The following is a 16326-nucleotide window of genomic DNA, read 5'->3' as shown; positions in this document are numbered from 1 at the left end:
AGGCCGCCGCGCCTGCGACCCGCCATGTTCCTGCCGCAACCGGATCACTGCATGGTGAGCAATGCACAGCAAACCTCACGCCCCGCCGCCCGGGCCGATTGACGCACCTTTCGCAAACACGGTCTCGGTGACTGTGCGCGACGTTACACTCGCGTCAATTGCTTCCGTCTCGCAGGACCAGGCCAGCTGCGCGCCTGGCGGACGGGCAACCCGGGAGTGACGATGCACGTGCGGTACGGCTGCCATATCGGTCGGGTCGGTGCCCTGGCCGTGGCGCTCGGAATCGGAACCGCGGTCGCTGCGCCGGCAGGCGCATGGGCCGCTCCCGACGATCCGTCGACGACGTCATCGACGTCGGATACCGATCAGGGCAGCAGCGCCGAGGACCGCACCCCGGCGGCCGGCGGGCCGAGTGCCGGTCCGAAGACTCCGACGAGCAGTCCCCGTTCGGTCACGGCCGTCGGTCAGGACGAGGCGCCGACGCCGAGAAAGAAGAAGCGGACCGTCGCCACACGGGCGCGCACGGCCGCCACGGCAGTGACGAGCAGCCGAACCGCCGAACGCCCGCAGCGCACGGCCGAAATTGCCGCGCCCGCAGCCGCCCCGGTTGCGGATGCCGCGGTGACGATCACCGCGACGCAGCCGTCGGTCTCGACGATGCCCGCCGCGCTGGCCGCCAGACCGGTGCTGGTGAACCCGGTCCAGGCGGTCGGCAACCTGATCAGCGGTGTGCTGCGGCCGGTGCTGTCCACGGTGCTCGGCGTGCTGCCCGGCGGGTCGACCGACTCCCCGCTGGCCTGGGTGCTGCTGGCGGCGGCCCGCCGCCAGGTGGGCCAACCCGAAGCGGGCGCGCCGGGCGTCGCCGCCGCCCGAACCGTCGCGGCGGCGGTGACGAACGCACCACCGACGGCGACGGTGATCTGGGGCAGGCCGGACGCGACGACCGGCACCGTCATCGGGCAACTGGTGGCCGGTGACCCCGAGGGCAAGAAGGTCGCGGTGACGGTCGTGCCCTCACCCGTCCCGGTCCAGGGCACGGTGGCCTACAACGCCAAGACCGCGACGATCACCTACACGCCCACCACGGCGCAGCGCTTCGCCGCCTCGACCACTGCCGGCGACGACAGCGTCGCCATCACCCTCAGGGTGACCGACGCGGTGAACACGGTGGAGGTGCCGGTCAGCATCCCGGTGAGTCCGTCGCCGTTCTACGAGAGCGGCACGTACACCGCCGCCGGCGGTCCGAGCGCGGTGGCGGCCACGAACACCCGCGCCTACGTCACCAATCGCGATACCGGCACCGTCACGGTGTACGACACCATCAAGAACACCCTCGTCGGGACCTATCAGGTGGGTGGCGCCCCCGACGGCATCGCGGTCAAGCGTGATGGCACCCGGATCTACGTGTCGAGTTCGACGGGCAACACGGTCACCGTCATCGACACCGCCACCGGCGCCAAGAAAGCGACCATCACCGTCGCCAATCCCACTGCCATCACCATCAATCCGGCCGGCAGCGTCGTCTACGTTGCGAACGGTTCCGGAGCGACGGTCACCAAGATCAGCACCTCCACCAACAGGACCGCGGGCACGGTCAAGCTCGCCGCGGGGGTGACGGCCACCGAACTCGCCGTCAGTGCCGACGGCAAGCGAATCTACGTCGCCGGCGCCAAGGCCACCGGCGGTGGCCAGATCTCCTCATTCTCCTCCACCGCGACCACAGCGACATCTTTGACCGATCTCGCTGTTGCGCCAACGGGTCTGGCGTACAACTCGGCGTCCCAGAACGTGTACGCCGTCGACGCGAATGGTGGATTGACCGTCTACAGCATGCTGACCAAAGAGGTCGCGACGCTGAACGTGGGGCATCCGCTGTCCGGTATCGCCCTCACCAACGACGGTTCGGCCGCCATGGTCACCACGTCCACCGGGATGGTCGCGGCGCTGAGCACCCGAGATTCATCGGTGCTCGGGGTGACGACCATCGGCGTGGTTTCGGCGCAACCGGTCCTCACGATCAGTCCCGACGGCACCCACATGTTCGTCACCGACCTCGGCAACGGCACGGTGCACGCGCTGTCCCTGGTCCCGTGGAATATCGCGCCGTTCTCCAGCGACCCGCAGCACACGGTCACCAACCCCGCGACGGGCGCGATGACGGGCAAGGTCGGCGTCGTCGATTTCGACGGTGATCCGCTCACCTACCAGCTGACCGTCAAGCCCGGCAAGGGCAAACTCGTGCTCAACGCGAACGGGACCTACACCTACACACCGACCGCGGCCGCCCGGCATGCGGCGTCCGTGCCCGGGGCGCCCGATGCGGTCACCAAGGATTCGTTCACCGTGGTGGTCTCCGACGGCCGCAACGGCACCGTGACCCAAACCATCACCATCGCCATCGATCCCGCGAACAGGGTCCCGACCGTGACGACGTCGATCGGCGCCCCGAGCGCGTCGACGGGGGCGGTCAAGGTCACCGTCAAGACCGCCGACGGCGACAACGACAGGCGGACGTACGCCACGACACAGCCGACCAAGGGCACGGTCCAGCTCACCGGAACGGGTGCGTTCACCTACACGCCCACCGCCGCGGCGCTGGCCGCCGCCCGGGCACCGGGCGCCGGCTACGACACCAAGCGCGACACCTTCACCGTCACGGTGGACGATGGCCACGGCGGGGTCGTGCCCGTCACAGTGAACGTCAGGATCGGGGCGGCCAACGCCAAGCCCACCGCAGCCACCGCGAATGTGACTGCCACCCAACCGCGTTCGGGAGTGGTCAGCGGATCGGTCGGCGCCCTCGACACCGACGGCGATGTGCTCACCTACACCGCCGGCAAGACCACCAAGGGCACGGTCACCCTCAATGCCGACGGGTCGTTCACCTATACACCCACCGCGGCGGCCCGGCTTGCGGCCTCGAAACCCCGGGCCAGCTCGGCCACCAAGTCCGAGACCATCACCTTCACCGTGAGCGACGGGTTCGGCGGTGTCGTCACGAAGACGCTCAAGGTGACGATCGCCGCGAACCCGCTGACCAACAGCCCGCCGTCCAATGGTGTTGGCGCGGTGTCGGATACCTCCACCGCCATCGGGACCGTGACCGGCGTGGTCGCCGCCACCGACCCGGACGGCGACGCGTTGACCTACAGCCTGAACACCGGCCCCGCGTTCGGCGTCGTCACGGTGAGCGCCAACGGGCAGTTCACCTACACCCCGGACGTGGACGCTCGCTACCGCGCGCTGGTGACCGCCGGCGCGGACACCGACAGCTTCGTGGTCGACGTCGTCGACAGCTTCGGTGGGATCAGCACCGCGACAGTGCACGTCACCATCGCGCCGCCCTCGGCAGCGGCGATCGACCAGCGTGCCACCACGGTTGCCGTCAACACCCAGCAGATGTACTTCTACTCGCAGACCGACACCGACACGGCGCTCGGGCTGCTGAAGGCCGCCGGTGTCGACACCATCCGGATCATGTTGCCCTGGGCCGGTGCCGAACCCGTCGACGACACCTTCGACTGGGCCGCGGTGGACCGGATGATCAACAGTGCCGGCGCCCACGGCATCAAGGTGCTCGCCACCATCAACACCACACCGGACTGGGCCGCGGTGCCGGGCCAGCAGATCTACACCGCGGCGCCGGCCGACCTCGAGGCGTACGGCGATTTCGTCTCTGCGGTGGCCACCCGCTACCAGGGCAAGATCGCCGACTACGAGGTCTGGAACGAACCCAACTACGAAGGCTTCTGGGAGCCCACGCCGGACGCCGCGGCCTACACCGCACTGCTCAAGGTCGCCTACAACGCGATCAAGGCGGCCGACCCGGACGCCACCGTCATCGGCGGCTCGGTGGCCGCGGTGGCAGAAGTGCCCGGCGGCCCGGCGATCAACCCGGTGACCTACCTGTCCCAGATGTACGCCGCCGGTGCGGCCGGCTACTTCGATGCGCTGGCCTTCCACCCGTACCTGTACTCGAAGCCGTTCTCGGCGCAGCAGGGCCACGCCGGAGTGCCGTTCACCCAGGCCCAGCAGCTGCACGAGGTGATGGTCGCCAACGGCGACGGTCACAAGAAGATCTGGGCCACCGAATACGGCCAGCCGGCCTCCGAGGGCGGCGAGGCCGTCCAGGCCGCCTACGTCGGCGACTTCCTGCGGGCCTGGCGCAGTCTGGAGTTCGCCGGGCCGGCCTTCATCCACACCATCGCCGACTACGGTCACGACTTTCCCGATCAGGCCACCATGGGTCTGTTCCGGGAGGACTGGAGCCCCAAACCGGTGGTCGCGGTGGTCACCCAGGTGATCGCGGAGAACCAAGCGATCAATGCGGCGGGTGTCCTCTCGGTCTAGGCGGCTAGGCTGAGGGACATGGCTGAGTCGATATCCGCGAAGAAGAGTGCCGCCGCGGTGGCGAATTTCCTTGCTGCTCAGCTGCATACGCGGGACGAGGTGTTCCGAGACCTGGACGTGGTGCCCGCTGCGGCCGGTGCCTACGGGTGGTGGTTCCGTGAGATCCCGGGCGGTATCGATGTCGCCGGCTGCGAACAACGTGACGGTTTCACGTTGCTGTACGTCGGTATCAGCCCCGGGCCGCCGCGGGCCGACGGCAAGCCACGCGCCCCCCAGGATCTGCGCAAACGCATCCGGTACCACTTCGGTGCCGGCAATGCCGGCGCAGACGGGTCCACGCTGCGCAAGTCGCTCGGTGTCCTGCTCGGCGAGCAACTCGGCTTCGCGCTGCGCCGCATCGGTTCGGGCAAAAGGCAGACCTTCGCCGGCGGTGAGGCCGTCCTGACCCAGTGGATGGCCGAGAACGCCGCAGTCTCCTGGGTGCTGCATCCCGAGCCATGGTTCCTGGAACCCAAGCTGATCAATGCGCTGGTGCTGCCGCTGAACTTCCAGGACAACGAGCGCAACGCCTTCGCACCGGAACTCAAGAGGTTGCGCAAGGACGCCGGGGTCAAGGCCGGCAAGATGCGCGTGCTGGCGGAGTGGACCTAGGCGGCTAGGACGTCGCTCGCTCGCGCGCCGCCTCGAGTTCGGTGAGCAGCGCGTCGACCTCTGCGCGCTTGTCGGCGGGAACCATCAGCGAATAGAACGTGCCGACCGAGATCGTGAGCTGCAGAAGCTCCTCGCGGTCGCCTCCGAACAGTTTCTTGCGCCGGCTGAACTCCTTGACCTCGGTGCCCGCGTACTTGTCGGCGGGATTGCGTCCGATCGAGTTGTTGGCACGCAGTTTCTCCACCCACACGCCGTCGATCACGATGCTCTCTCCGTTGATTCCGTCGATGCGAAACATCAGCAGATCGTAGCCGCAGGGCGCGTCATTGACGGGCCTTCGAGCGCGCTCGAAGCCAGCAAGGTAGAACGGAGCCATGTGGCGAGTTGCTTCCCGGTCGGTGCTGACATCTCTGGTTCTCGCCGGGACGGCGGTCGCCGCACCCGTGGCGCAGGCCGAACCCGTGCCCGTCATCGTGCCCACCGTCGTGGCGGTGGTGCCACATGATCCCGGCGCCTACAGCGAGGGGCTGGAGTTCGATGGCCCGGCGCTGTATGAGGCCACCGGCGAGGTGGGCAAATCGGAACTGCGGCAAGTCGATCCGGCCACGGGAGCGGTGATCCGCGCGGTGCCGCTGCCGAATGACTATTTCGGTGAAGGCATCGCCGTCGTGGGGGACAGCATCTGGCAGCTGACCTATCGGGACGGCGTCGCGATCGAATGGGACAAGGCGACGTTCACGCCGCGTCGCGAGGTACCCATCCAGGGGCACGGCTGGGGCCTGTGTCATGACGGCGCCCGGTTCATCGCGAGCGACGGCAGCGACCGGCTGCGGTTCTTCGATCCGGCCTTCACCGAAACCGGCAGCATCCAGGTGACCCGCGATGGTCAGCCCCTGAGCGGTCTGAACGAGCTCGAGTGCGTCGACGGGCAGGTGTGGGCGGCCGCATGGCCGGATGACACCTTCGTCCGGATCGATCCCGGCACCGGCGTGGTGAATCTGGTCGCCGATGTCTCCACACTCTGGCCCGGCGAGCAACGCAACTCACGGCTGGTCGTCAGCGGCATCGCGCACATCGCCGGCTCGGAGTATCTGATCAGCGGCAAGGAGTGGCCACAGAGCTACCGGGTGCTGCTGCCGTAGAGCAACTGTGCGCTCGTCTCCCACAGATCACGTGCCTTGACGGTGTCATAGGACTCCGCCGAGGACCGGATCGGTGTGGCGCCCTCGAAGTACTCACCGGTCACCCCGTCGAAGCGTGGGTCGGTGGCCAGCGCGGCCAACCGCGCGCCGGATGTGGCGACGGAGTTGACGTTGGGCAGCACCCGCAGCAGCGGAGACACGATGCGCCACAGTACTTTCTGTGCGGGGGTGTAGTCGCGGGACAGACCCGAGGACGGCATCAGTCCCGGATCGAATGCCGTGACGGTGACGCCCTGGGCGCCGTGGCCGAGCCGGCGGTCCAGTTCGTAGGTGTAGAGCACATTGCACAGCTTCGAGGTGGTGTAGCGACGCCGGCCGTCGACCGGCTCGCCGGGCTGCGGGTGGGCGAGTGCCGCCGCCGAGGTGTAGCGCGGGTGTGGCATCCCGGTGAACTTCTCGGGATCGTGAGTTCCGCTGGCGACCATCACGATCCGGGCCGGCGGAATGAGGTGCTCACGCAGCCCTTCGATCAGCGCGAAGTGCCCCAGATGGTTGACGCCGAACGTCGTCTCCACACCGTCTTCGGTCTGTTGGAGGCCGGACACCACCTGAAGGCCTGCATTGCCGACGACCGCGTGCAACGGCGGCAGGCCCGCTGCAGCGAATGCGGCGGTGAAGGCGCGCACCGAGCGCAGCGACGCCAGATCACAGGCCAGCACCGTGCACCGGTCGGGGGAGCCGAGCTCGGCGACGGCCGCCTCGCCTCTGGTCACGTCACGTACGGCGAGCACGATATGCCAGGAATCGTCGCGCGCCAGGACCGCACGGGCGCATTCGAGGCCGAGGCCCGCATTGGCCCCGGTGATGATGATCGATCTCATGTTCATTTCTCCTCCAACAGGATTGGGATCAGTGCCTCGACGGCTTGGATCAACCGGACGTACATCCGGTCGACATCGGTCGAGTCGGGTTCGAGGTGCTCGGCGAAGAACACGCCGTCCGACATCGCGGTCGCGACGGCCGCGAGTTCGGTGACCACCCGTTCGGCCTGCTCCGCTGGCACGCCCTCGGGCAGCATCTGGCGGATCACCTCGGCGAATCCGGAGATCGCGGTGTCGCGGACCCGCCGGATCGCGGCGGCCACGGCGGGATGGTCACTGCGCTCGAGCGACAGCATGTACAGCAGTCGGAAGAAGTCCGGGTTGGCGACCATGAGTTTCGCGACGGCGGCTCGCTGGGTCTCGATATTGGGGCTGTTGCGCGGGATCTGCGCGAAGTATCGCTCGGCGCCCCGTTCCATGACGGCGGCCAGCACGCCCTCCTTGGAGCCGAAGTGCCAGTAGATGGAACTCGCGGGCAGGCCGGTCTCACGGCGGATGTGGCTGATCGAGGTGGCCGCGTATCCCTGAGTGGACATCAGTCGCTCGGTCGCGTCGAGGATCACCTCGCGGGAGTCCTCGCCTTGGCGTTGGCGCTTGGTCGGTGGCATCGGCGTCGATTCCTGTCTGTAAGGAGCGTTACAGACACGGTAGCAGACAGCCGACCGGGCGGGCAGGATAGATAGCGCCACTTGACGGCCAAACTGCCGCCGACGGTCGCCGTGCCGCTGCGGTAGCGTCAAATTTGCTTTGTCTGGCTATAGGGGGATGCGATGGCAGGCGAACTGAACGTTGATACCGGCGGCCTTCGGTCGGGAGCTGCGAGCAGCGAGGCCACCGCTGCGGGACTGGCCAGCGGCCCATTCAGCGGGTCTACGAGCATGCAACCCAGCGCGGGCGGCGTCACCGCTGTGAACGCCGCGCTGACCGCATTGCAGGGTCGCCAATCCGCACGGATTGCCGGCCAGGCGGGCGACATCTCGACCGGTGCCGCCGCCTATGCCCGGACCGACTCCGACGGATCGGATGCCATCACGTCGGTGGAGGTGTGAGCACGGCTGCCCCGGCGGTCGCCATACCCACGCGTTCGGAGATCGAGGCCTGGACCACCAGTCATCTTGCTGACGCCGCGTCCAGCTGGCGTGCGGCAGCCGAGGCGTCGGAGGACGCCTTCGATCAGCATCGGCAGAGCATCTCGTCCCCGGGTGGCACCACCTGGGAGGGCGACGCGAAAGACGCCGCGCTGGACCGAGTCACCCGTGACATTGCCGTCGTCGGCACCCAGAACGAGGCACTTCTCGCGGCCGCCGGCACCGCCGAGAACGCCGTCAGCGACATTAACTCTGCGCAACGTGAGGTGCTGGCGGCGCAGCCCACTCAGTGCCTGACGCACCGTCAGTTCCCGATGTCGATAGCAATGGAGGGCCAGTTACCTCGTTCGGCGTCGAGGACACTACCCATCTCTTGGCTACGAGTGAGGCCAACGGTGGGCACCTCATGGAGCGTCACGTAGGCCAAACATTGGAGGACCTCTCGGCACGCCTGGAGACAACTCGGCTGCCGGCAGCCTCCTCTTTCGACACGATCGACGAAGCAGCAGCAGCTGTCAGCACAACGCTCCAACGGAACAGTCAAGTCATCGACGAGTGGCTGGCAAACGGAGCCGTCCGTTACCTCGAACTCGATGCGCCTTTCAATGGTGGAGCAGTGCTAGAACGAGGAAGCGCGCAAGCGGTGGCAGGGACCGGAGCTAGGGTTGTGCTCAAAGGCGATGGAAATGGCGGATGGCTCGTGTTGACAGGATTTCCCACACCATGAACGACGGCTCGATCTCGACAGATTTGTACCAATTCTTCGCAGCGTACTTCCACCAAGACTGGGATCTGGAGTCGGATGACTGGCAAGGAGTCGTCGACAACTACATCAACGCAGATCCCGTCACGGAGCCTTTAAGGACGTTGGCTCAACAAGTTGACGATCTGCGCAACAGTCGGCCCGAACCGGATCTCGAACAGTATCTGGTGCGCACAGTCGGCGTTTACTACGTTCCCGATCCTTTGACCTACAAGGAGTGGCTAGGCCAGATCGCGGACCGCTTGCGCGCGCAGGCTGCCCGTATCGACGGGGAAGGCGCGGCACTGCGTTGAGCCGCGCCCTGACACAGCGCCGTCGGCATTCGACATTCCCTGTCGGGAAGGATAATTCTGACCGCAGGCGAGGCTCTGGTCTATGGGTTACGCCGCGACCTCTGTCAGTGGCCGGTAGACCGTCGCGCGGCTAAACGCTGAGGCTCAACCACTCAGCTGTGACCGCGATGAGCGCGCAGTGGAGGTGCATCAAGTTGACGCAGCTGCTGAACACCGGACTGTGATCACGTCGGGCGATACAGAAGAAAGCCGTGGGTCACTCAGCGGCACCAGAATGGCATTGAATCCTGGATGTGTCCCTTTGAGTCGACAGCGCTACTGCCGCCATGGGCCGACCAATTACAACCGCCTGGTCAGATACTGGTCAAGTGGTGCCCCCGGCAGGATTCGAACCTGCGGCCTTCCGCTCCGGAGGCGGACGCTCTATCCCCTGAGCTACGGGGGCGCGAACACGATGTGCTGCGCCGCTTGGGCGTGCACAGCGTAACGCATCGGGAACCGGTAATGGATTCGGGACCTGAGTGCCCCAGACCATAGGATGGTCCCTCGTGACACCTGCCGACCTGGCTGCCCTGCTCAAGACCACCGCTGCCGCGGTCCTCGCCGAGCACGGCCTCGACACCAGCGCGCTGCCCGAGACGATCACCGTCGAGCGCCCGCGCAACCCTGAGCACGGCGATTACGCCACCAACGTGGCCCTGCAGCTCGCCAAGAAGGTCGGGGTCAACCCGCGCGAGCTGGCCGGCTGGCTTGCCGCCGCCCTGGCCGAGGCCGACGGGATCGCCGCCGCCGAGATCGCGGGGCCCGGGTTCGTCAACCTGCGCATCGAGGCGTCCGCGCAGGGCGTCGTCGTCACCAACGTGCTGGCCGCGGGGGCCGACTACGGGCACTGCGCGGACCTCGCCGCCCAGAACATCAACCTGGAGTTCGTGTCGGCCAACCCGACCGGCCCCATCCACATCGGCGGTACCCGCTGGGCCGCGGTCGGTGACGCGCTCGGGCGGCTGCTGAGCACCCAGGGCGCCCAGGTCACCCGCGAGTACTACTTCAACGACCACGGCGCCCAGATCGACCGGTTCGCGCGCTCGCTGGTCGCCGCGGCCAAGGGGGAGCCCGCCCCCGAGGACGGCTACGCCGGCAGCTACATCAACGACATCGCCGCCGCGATTCTGGCCCAGGCTCCCGATGCGCTGAGCCTCCCGGCCGATCAGCAGCAGGAGACCTTCCGTGCCATCGGCGTGGACCTGATGTTCACCCACATCAAGAAGTCGCTGCACGAGTTCGGCACCGACTTCGACGTCTACACCCACGAAGACTCGATGCACACTTCCGGCCGCGTGGACCAGGCCATCGCGCGGCTGCGGGACAACGGCAGCATCTATGAGAAGGACGGCGCAACCTGGTTGCGCACCACCGCATTCGGCGACGACAAGGACCGGGTGGTCATCAAGAGCGATGGCAACCCGGCCTATGTTGCCGGCGATCTCGCCTACTACCTGGACAAGCGCGAGCGCGGATTCAACCTGTGCATCTACATGCTCGGCGCCGACCACCACGGCTACATCGCCCGGCTCAAGGCCGCGGCAGCGGCCCTCGGTGACGACCCGGCCACCGTCGAGGTGCTGATCGGCCAGATGGTCAATCTGGTCCGGGACGGTCAGCCCGTCCGGATGAGCAAGCGGGCCGGCACCGTCATCACCCTCGATGACCTGGTGGACGCCATCGGCGTCGACGCCGCCCGGTACGTGCTTATCCGGTCCTCGGTGAACAGCCCGATCGATATCGACCTGGCGTTGTGGTCCTCGGCGTCCAACGAGAACCCGGTGTACTACGTGCAGTACGCGCACGCCCGGCTCTCGGCGCTGGCGCGCAACGCCGCCGAACTCGGGCTGGCCGCCGACACCGCGCACCTCGACCTGTTGACGCACGACCGCGAGGCCACCCTGATCCGGAGCCTCGGTGAGTTCGGCAGGATCCTCAAAACCGCTGCCTCGCTGCGGGAGCCGCACCGCGTGTGCCGGTACCTCGAAGACCTCGCCGGCGACTACCACCGGTTCTACGATTCCTGCCGGGTGTTGCCCCAGGGCGACGAGACGGCCGGCGAGTTGAACGCGGCGCGGCTCGCGCTGTGCGAGGCCACCCGACAGGTCATCGCCAACGGTCTGACCATCCTCGGTGTCAGCGCCCCGGAGCGGATGTGAGCGCACAGCCCGGCACCGGCGTGCCGCCCAAGCCCCAGACCGCCGACGAGATCATGCTGCTGGCCCCGAATGTGTGGCCGCAGAACCTCGTTCGCGGATCCAATGGCGTCGTGTCGGTGGCCGGGGTCTCGGTGGCCGAGCTGGCCGCAGAGTTCGGCACCCCACTGTTCGTCATCGACGAGGACGACTTCCGGGGACGCTGCCGTGAGATCGCCTCGGCTTTCGGCGGTGGGGAACACGTGCACTACGCCTCCAAGGCGTTCCTGTGCAGCGAGGTTGCCCGCTGGGTGCATCAGGAGGGTCTGTCGCTGGACGTGGCGACCGGCGGCGAACTCGCCGTCGCGTTGCACGCCGACTTCCCTGCGGAGCGAATCACCGTGCACGGCAACAACAAATCCGTCGAGGAACTGCGCACCGCGGTGAACGCCGGCGTCGGGCACATCGTGGTCGACTCCGAGATCGAGATCGAACGCCTGGAGGCAGTGGCCGGTGCGGCCGGCATCGTGCAGGACGTGCTGGTGCGGGTCACCCCCGGGGTAGAGGCGCACACCCACGAGTTCATCTCCACCGCACACGAGGACCAGAAGTTCGGGCTGTCGCTGGCCAGCGGTGCCGCACTGGAGGCGGTCCGCAGGGTGTTCGCCACCGACAATCTGCGCCTGGTCGGCCTGCACTGCCACGTCGGCTCGCAGATCTTCGACGTGTCCGGCTTCGAGATCGCCGCGCGCCGCCTGCTGGGTCTGCTGCGCGATGTGGTCGCCGAGTTCGGCGTCGACAAGACCGCACAGATGGACATCCTCGATCTCGGTGGCGGCCTGGGTATCTCGTACCTGCCGCATGACAATCCGCCGCCCATGCAGGAACTGGCCGACAAGCTCAAGGCCATCGTGAAGAACGAATCGGCCGCGGTCGGACTGCCCACCCCGACGTTGGTGGTCGAACCCGGCCGCGCCATCGCCGGTCCCGGCACCATCACCCTCTACGAAGTCGGCACCGTCAAGGATGTGGCCATCTCGGCGGACAAGCACCGGCGTTACGTCAGTGTGGACGGCGGCATGAGCGACAACATCCGGCCCGCCCTGTACCACGCGGAATACGACGCGCGGTTGGTCTCCCGGGTCAGCGACGCGTCCGCGGTGCTCGCCCGTATCGTCGGAAAGCACTGCGAGAGCGGTGACATCATCGTCCGCGACACCTGGGTGTCCGAGGATCTGGTCCCGGGGGATCTGCTGGCCGTCGCCGCCACCGGCGCGTACTGCTATTCGATGTCGAGCCGGTACAACCTGTTGCGGCGCCCGGCCGTGGTCGCGGTGAAGGACGGTAGTGCGCGGCTGATCCTGCGCCGGGAAACCGTCGAGGATCTTCTGAGCTTGGAGGTTGGCAATGAGTGAAAAGGCGATCGGCGTAGCGGTTCTCGGACTCGGCAACGTGGGCACCGAGGTGGTGCGCATCATCGAGGAGAGCGCCACGGATCTGGAGGCGCGCATCGGTGCCCCGCTGGAACTGCGCGGGGTCGGGGTGCGCCGGGTCGCCAAGGACCGTGGGGTCCCGGTCGGCATGCTCACCGATGACATCGACGCACTGGTCTCGCGCGACGACGTCGACATCGTGGTGGAACTGATGGGACCGGTGGAACCGGCCCGCAAGGCCATCATGGCCGCGCTGGAGCAGGGCAAGTCGGTCGTCACCGCCAACAAGGCGTTGATGGCCCAGTCCACCGGTGAGCTTGCCCAGGCCGCTGAAAAGCGTGCGTGGACCTGTATTTCGAGGCGGCCGTGGCCGGCGCGATCCCGGTGATCCGGCCGCTGACCCAGTCGTTGGCCGGGGACTCGGTGCTGCGGGTGGCCGGCATCGTCAACGGCACCACCAACTACATCCTGTCGGCGATGAACGACACCGGGGCCTCCTACGAGGACGCCCTGGCCGATGCCAGCGCCCTGGGCTACGCCGAGGCCGACCCGACCGCCGATGTCGAGGGCTACGACGCCGCGGCCAAGGCGGCCATCCTGGCCTCCATCGCTTTCCACACCCGGGTGACCGCCGACGACGTGTACCGCGAAGGCATCACCAAGGTCAGCGCCGCGGATTTCGAGTCGGCCAAGGCGCTCGGCTGCAACATCAAGCTGCTGGCCATCTGTGAGCGGCTCACCAGCGGTAAAGGCAAGCAACGGGTTTCGGCTCGGGTGTACCCGGCGCTGGTCCCACTGGACCATCCGTTGGCATCGGTCAACGGCGCCTTCAACGCCGTGGTCGTGGAGGCCGAAGCGGCCGGCAGGCTGATGTTCTACGGCCAGGGCGCCGGCGGCGCACCGACCGCCTCGGCGGTGATGGGTGATCTGGTGATGGCCGCCCGCAACCGCGTGCAGGGCGGCCGCGGCCCGCGCGAGTCCAAGTACGCCAAGCTGCCGATCGCGTCCATCGGAGCCATCCCCACCCGGTACTACGTCAACATGAACGTCAAGGATCAGCCCGGCGTATTGTCCGCCGTAGCAGCGGAATTCAGCCGCCACGAGGTCAGCATCGCCGAGGTCCGGCAGCAGGGGATGACCGACAACGAAGGTGAGCCGTGCGGCGCACAGATCGTCGTCGTCACCCACCAGGCCACCGACGCCGCCCTGTCGGAGACCGTCGAGGCGCTCGCCGAGCTCGACGTCGTGCAGAACATCAACAGCGTGCTTCGTATGGAAGGAACCACAGCATGACCAACGGAGCGACGGGACATAAAACAGCAGGTCCAGTGCACCAGGCGTGGCCGGGACTGATCGCCGCCTATCGGGATCGGCTGCCGGTCGAGGACACCTGGACCCCGATCACGTTGCTGGAGGGCGGAACTCCGCTGATCCACGCCAAGCGGCTCTCCGAGCAGACCGGGTGCACGGTGCACCTGAAGGTGGAGGGGCTCAACCCCACCGGCTCCTTCAAGGACCGTGGCATGACGATGGCGGTCACCGATGCGATCGCCCGCGGCCAGCAGGCCGTGTTGTGCGCATCCACCGGCAACACCTCGGCCTCGGCGGCGGCGTATGCGGCCAAGGCCGGCATCACCTGTGCGGTGCTGATCCCACAGGGCAAGATCGCGATGGGCAAGCTCGCCCAGGCAGTCATGCACGGCGCCAAAATCATTCAGGTCGAAGGTAACTTCGACGACTGTCTGGAACTGGCCCGCAAGCTGACCGCGGAATACCCGACCGTCGCACTGGTCAACTCGGTGAACCCGGTACGCATCGAGGGCCAGAAGACCGCCGCCTTCGAGATCAGCGACGTGCTGGGCACCGCGCCGGATGTGCACTCGCTGCCGGTCGGCAACGCCGGGAACATCACCGCGTACTGGCGCGGCTATCGCGAATACCACCGCGACGGTCTGTCGGATCGGTTGCCCCGCATGCTCGGAACGCAGGCCGCCGGGGCCGCACCACTGGTGAGTGGGCACCCGGTGAGCAACCCGGAGACCATCGCCACCGCGATCCGCATCGGGTCCCCGGCGTCCTGGAACTCAGCGGTGGAAGCCCAGGAACAGTCGCAGGGACGCTTCCTCGCGGCGACCGACGACGAGATCTTGGCCGCCTACCGTCTGGTGGCGGCGGCCGAAGGCGTGTTCGTCGAGCCCGCATCGGCGGCCAGCATCGCCGGTCTGCTGAAGTCGATCGAGGACGGCTGGGTCAAGCCCGGCTCGACCGTGGTGTGCACCGTCACCGGTAACGGCCTGAAGGATCCCGACACGGCGCTCAAGGGCATGCCCGAAGTCACCCCGATCCCGGTCGACCCGGCCGCGGTGGTGGCGAAACTGGGTCTGGGCTGACGGTCGGATCGTTGGTGAGCAAAAGTCTGCCGGCCGGGCTGCGGGCCCGTGCTGTCGTCGCGGCCTCCAGTGCCAACCTCGGACCGGGGTTCGACAGTCTCGGTCTTGCTCTGAGTCTGTATGACGAGATCATCGTTGAGACAACAGATTCCGGTCTCGTCATCGAGGTCGAGGGCCAAGGTGCCGGGCAGGTCCCGCTGACCGCCGACCATCTGGTGGTGCGGGCGATCGAGCGCGGTCTGGCCGCCGCCGGACTGCGCGCTGGTGGGCTGAAAGTGCAGTGCCGCAATGTGATTCCGCATTCGCGTGGCCTCGGATCGTCGGCCGCTGCCGTCGTCGGAGGTTTGGCGGTGGTGAATGGTTTTGCTGCGCAGTCTGATTCGGCGGAGTTGACGATCGACGAGTTGGTGCAACTGTCCTCGGAGTTCGAAGGGCACCCTGACAACGCTGCGGCAGCCGTGCTCGGCGGTGCGGTCGTGTCCTGGACGGAAGACGGCAGCACCCCGGCCCGCTACGACGCGGCCCGTCTGCAGCTTCACCCCGACATCCGACTCTTCCCTGCGATCCCCGAAACCCGGTCCTCGACCGCGGCGACCAGGGGGCTGCTGCCCGAGCAGGTCAGTCACACCGATGCGCGGTTCAATCTGGCGCGGTCGGCGATGCTGGTGGTGGCGCTCACCCAACGCCCGGATCTGCTGCTGGAGGCGACCGCCGACCGGTTGCATCAGACGCAGCGGGCGCCGGCCATGCCTGCCTCGGCGGAATATCTTGCGATGCTGCGGCGTTGTGGGGTGGCAGCGGTGCTTTCGGGTGCCGGGCCAGCGGTGATAGCTCTGACCAGCGGATCCGATTTGCCGGCCGACGTGCTCGAATACGGCGCCGCGAACGGTTTCACGGTGACCGAGATGTCGGCGGGAGACGGCGTGCGCTGGAATGCGGAGACCCCCGCCCAAACCCTGTCGGGGTAACACGCGAATACGTGGCGCTCCTTGCTTCCAGCTCTGATGCGGGTTATTCTCGCTTTCGTCCAGCAATCGCAGCGGCTCTACCTGCGCCGACACTAGGACGACTACCCAATCTTTCGTTTCACTCGTGGACTGATGGTTCGCCGCACGCCGGTGGGCCCTGGCGATCACTGTTGCTCAGGCGATGGTGGCG

Annotated in this window: 14 protein-coding genes, 1 tRNA gene and 1 pseudogene; 12 read left to right on the top strand and 4 right to left on the bottom strand. The window is 67.3% G+C overall.

The features are described 5' to 3' along the window. The first annotated feature begins 222 nt into the window (after positions 1 to 222). Both C6A86_RS20655 and C6A86_RS20650 read left to right on the top strand, forming a co-directional pair. On the top strand, positions 223 to 4350 hold the full coding sequence (locus tag C6A86_RS20655; RefSeq protein ID WP_105366736.1) for an Ig-like domain-containing protein: 4128 nt from the start codon (positions 223 to 225) through the stop codon (positions 4348 to 4350). A gap of 18 nt (positions 4351 to 4368) precedes the next feature. Further along, positions 4369 to 5001 carry a GIY-YIG nuclease family protein gene (locus C6A86_RS20650; protein WP_105366735.1) on the top strand — a complete coding sequence of 211 codons (633 nt, stop codon included), beginning with the start codon at positions 4369 to 4371 and terminating at the stop codon, positions 4999 to 5001. Between the two features lie 4 nt (positions 5002 to 5005). On the opposite strand, the gene C6A86_RS20645 is transcribed toward C6A86_RS20650, so the two are convergent. Further along, positions 5006 to 5377 carry a hypothetical protein gene (locus C6A86_RS20645; protein ID WP_233213297.1) on the bottom strand — a complete coding sequence of 124 codons (372 nt, stop codon included), beginning with the start codon at positions 5375 to 5377 and terminating at the stop codon, positions 5006 to 5008. Between C6A86_RS20645 and C6A86_RS20640 the strand changes: the two genes are divergently transcribed. Continuing rightward, the gene (locus tag C6A86_RS20640; protein WP_105366734.1) at positions 5376 to 6143 is read left to right on the top strand and encodes a glutaminyl-peptide cyclotransferase; all 768 of its coding nucleotides are present in this window, start codon (positions 5376 to 5378) and stop codon (positions 6141 to 6143) included. The two genes, C6A86_RS20645 and C6A86_RS20640, sit on opposite strands and share 2 nt — an antisense overlap. Here C6A86_RS20640 and C6A86_RS20635 read toward each other — a convergent pair. Both C6A86_RS20635 and C6A86_RS20630 read right to left on the bottom strand, forming a co-directional pair. Next, complete coding sequence (locus C6A86_RS20635; protein WP_105366733.1) at positions 6122 to 7030, bottom strand: SDR family NAD(P)-dependent oxidoreductase; 909 nt, start codon at positions 7028 to 7030, stop codon at positions 6122 to 6124. The two genes, C6A86_RS20640 and C6A86_RS20635, sit on opposite strands and share 22 nt — an antisense overlap. Then, on the bottom strand, positions 7027 to 7632 hold the full coding sequence (locus C6A86_RS20630; RefSeq protein WP_105366732.1) for a TetR/AcrR family transcriptional regulator: 606 nt from the start codon (positions 7630 to 7632) through the stop codon (positions 7027 to 7029). Before C6A86_RS20630 ends, C6A86_RS20635 begins: the two co-directional genes overlap by 4 nt. 270 nt (positions 7633 to 7902) lie before the next feature. Here C6A86_RS20630 and C6A86_RS20625 point away from each other — a divergent pair, with 270 nt between their 5' ends. The 4 genes from C6A86_RS20625 to C6A86_RS20610 are packed head-to-tail and all read left to right on the top strand — an operon-like array spanning position 7903 to position 9168. Continuing rightward, positions 7903 to 8073 carry a hypothetical protein gene (locus tag C6A86_RS20625; RefSeq protein WP_233213296.1) on the top strand — a complete coding sequence of 57 codons (171 nt, stop codon included), beginning with the start codon at positions 7903 to 7905 and terminating at the stop codon, positions 8071 to 8073. Then, a complete protein-coding gene (locus tag C6A86_RS20620) occupies positions 8070 to 8534 on the top strand; it encodes a hypothetical protein (protein WP_105366730.1) in 465 nt (154 codons plus the stop codon). The genes C6A86_RS20625 and C6A86_RS20620 overlap by 4 nt, the downstream gene beginning before the upstream one ends. Then, positions 8519 to 8839, top strand: coding sequence for an RNase A-like domain-containing protein (locus C6A86_RS20615; protein WP_233213295.1), 321 nt, complete (start codon positions 8519 to 8521; stop codon positions 8837 to 8839). Before C6A86_RS20620 ends, C6A86_RS20615 begins: the two co-directional genes overlap by 16 nt. Continuing rightward, positions 8806 to 9168, top strand: a complete 363-nt coding sequence (locus tag C6A86_RS20610) for a contact-dependent growth inhibition system immunity protein (protein ID WP_233213294.1) — start codon at positions 8806 to 8808, stop codon at positions 9166 to 9168. Before C6A86_RS20615 ends, C6A86_RS20610 begins: the two co-directional genes overlap by 34 nt. 369 nt (positions 9169 to 9537) lie before the next feature. Here the strand turns inward: C6A86_RS20610 and C6A86_RS20605 are convergent. Beyond that, positions 9538 to 9613 (bottom strand) — tRNA-Arg (locus tag C6A86_RS20605). A 103-nt stretch (positions 9614 to 9716) separates the two neighbouring features. On the opposite strand from C6A86_RS20605, the gene argS reads away from it, so the two are divergent. From argS to thrB, 5 genes and pseudogenes are all read left to right on the top strand, one after another. Beyond that, the gene (gene argS, locus C6A86_RS20600) at positions 9717 to 11369 is read left to right on the top strand and encodes an arginine--tRNA ligase (RefSeq protein ID WP_105366728.1); all 1653 of its coding nucleotides are present in this window, start codon (positions 9717 to 9719) and stop codon (positions 11367 to 11369) included. Between the two features lie 53 nt (positions 11370 to 11422). Further along, complete coding sequence (gene lysA / locus C6A86_RS20595; protein ID WP_199196479.1) at positions 11423 to 12760, top strand: diaminopimelate decarboxylase; 1338 nt, start codon at positions 11423 to 11425, stop codon at positions 12758 to 12760. Continuing rightward, positions 12753 to 14071: pseudogene (locus C6A86_RS20590) on the top strand (homoserine dehydrogenase). The gene lysA and the pseudogene C6A86_RS20590 overlap by 8 nt, the downstream one beginning before the upstream one ends. After that, positions 14068 to 15168 (top strand): threonine synthase, encoded by a 1101-nt coding sequence (gene thrC, locus C6A86_RS20585; RefSeq protein WP_105366725.1) that lies wholly within the window; start codon positions 14068 to 14070, stop codon positions 15166 to 15168. The pseudogene C6A86_RS20590 and the gene thrC overlap by 4 nt, the downstream one beginning before the upstream one ends. A 14-nt stretch (positions 15169 to 15182) precedes the next feature. Then, positions 15183 to 16136: a homoserine kinase gene (gene thrB, locus C6A86_RS20580; RefSeq protein ID WP_105366724.1), complete on the top strand. Its 954-nt coding sequence runs from the start codon at positions 15183 to 15185 to the stop codon at positions 16134 to 16136. Positions 16137 to 16326 lie beyond the last annotated feature (190 nt).

It is taken from the genome of Mycobacterium sp. ITM-2016-00316 (genome assembly GCF_002968335.2).
Taxonomy (GTDB): domain Bacteria; phylum Actinomycetota; class Actinomycetes; order Mycobacteriales; family Mycobacteriaceae; genus Mycobacterium.
The sequence above is the reverse complement of the archived record's forward strand: the minus strand, read 5'-3'. Positions and strand labels throughout refer to the sequence as shown.

What these genes read in the sequence shown, in the direction of transcription:
- C6A86_RS20655 (WP_105366736.1), top strand. Translation starts at nt 223, where the DNA reads ATGCACGTGCGGTACGGCTGCCATATCGGTCGGGTCGGTGCCCTGGCC.
- C6A86_RS20650 (WP_105366735.1), top strand. Translation starts at nt 4,369, where the DNA reads ATGGCTGAGTCGATATCCGCGAAGAAGAGTGCCGCCGCGGTGGCGAAT.
- C6A86_RS20640 (WP_105366734.1), top strand. Translation starts at nt 5,376, where the DNA reads ATGTGGCGAGTTGCTTCCCGGTCGGTGCTGACATCTCTGGTTCTCGCC.
- C6A86_RS20645 (WP_233213297.1), bottom strand. Translation starts at nt 5,377, where the DNA reads ATGGCTCCGTTCTACCTTGCTGGCTTCGAGCGCGCTCGAAGGCCCGTC.
- C6A86_RS20635 (WP_105366733.1), bottom strand. Translation starts at nt 7,030, where the DNA reads ATGAACATGAGATCGATCATCATCACCGGGGCCAATGCGGGCCTCGGC.
- C6A86_RS20630 (WP_105366732.1), bottom strand. Translation starts at nt 7,632, where the DNA reads ATGCCACCGACCAAGCGCCAACGCCAAGGCGAGGACTCCCGCGAGGTG.
- C6A86_RS20625 (WP_233213296.1), top strand. Translation starts at nt 7,903, where the DNA reads ATGCAACCCAGCGCGGGCGGCGTCACCGCTGTGAACGCCGCGCTGACC.
- C6A86_RS20615 (WP_233213295.1), top strand. Translation starts at nt 8,519, where the DNA reads ATGGAGCGTCACGTAGGCCAAACATTGGAGGACCTCTCGGCACGCCTG.
- C6A86_RS20610 (WP_233213294.1), top strand. Translation starts at nt 8,806, where the DNA reads ATGGCTCGTGTTGACAGGATTTCCCACACCATGAACGACGGCTCGATC.
- lysA (WP_199196479.1), top strand. Translation starts at nt 11,423, where the DNA reads ATGCTGCTGGCCCCGAATGTGTGGCCGCAGAACCTCGTTCGCGGATCC.
- thrC (WP_105366725.1), top strand. Translation starts at nt 14,068, where the DNA reads ATGACCAACGGAGCGACGGGACATAAAACAGCAGGTCCAGTGCACCAG.